A 240-nucleotide genomic window follows, 5' to 3' on the forward strand; every position below is an offset into this window, starting at 1 on the left:
CCAAGCCGTCGTTTTTTTCAAAAGTCAACTTTATTATTGCCGCCTGCCTGTTATTTTACTGGAAAAAATCGACATCTCCCTTCTTTCCTATTCTCTCTGTTACATCGCTATCCATTTCCCGTATTCCGCCGTACCGTCCGTAATAAACGGCAATGTCAAATGCCGCCCCGCTTGGTCCCCTGAACAAAAAACGGCTTTCTTCGCCGGCTTGGGATAAATCATTTTCTTTTTGGTATTCTC

General features: G+C 44.2%; 1 protein-coding gene. It reads right to left on the reverse strand.

Annotated elements, in window-relative coordinates:
- Positions 1 to 55: 55 nt before the first annotated feature.
- The coding region (locus tag ACYVTD_RS19175; RefSeq protein WP_461249167.1) for a hypothetical protein at positions 56 to 240 on the reverse strand (185 nt) is incomplete at its 5' end.

It is taken from the genome of Treponema sp. R6D11 (assembly GCF_054786075.1).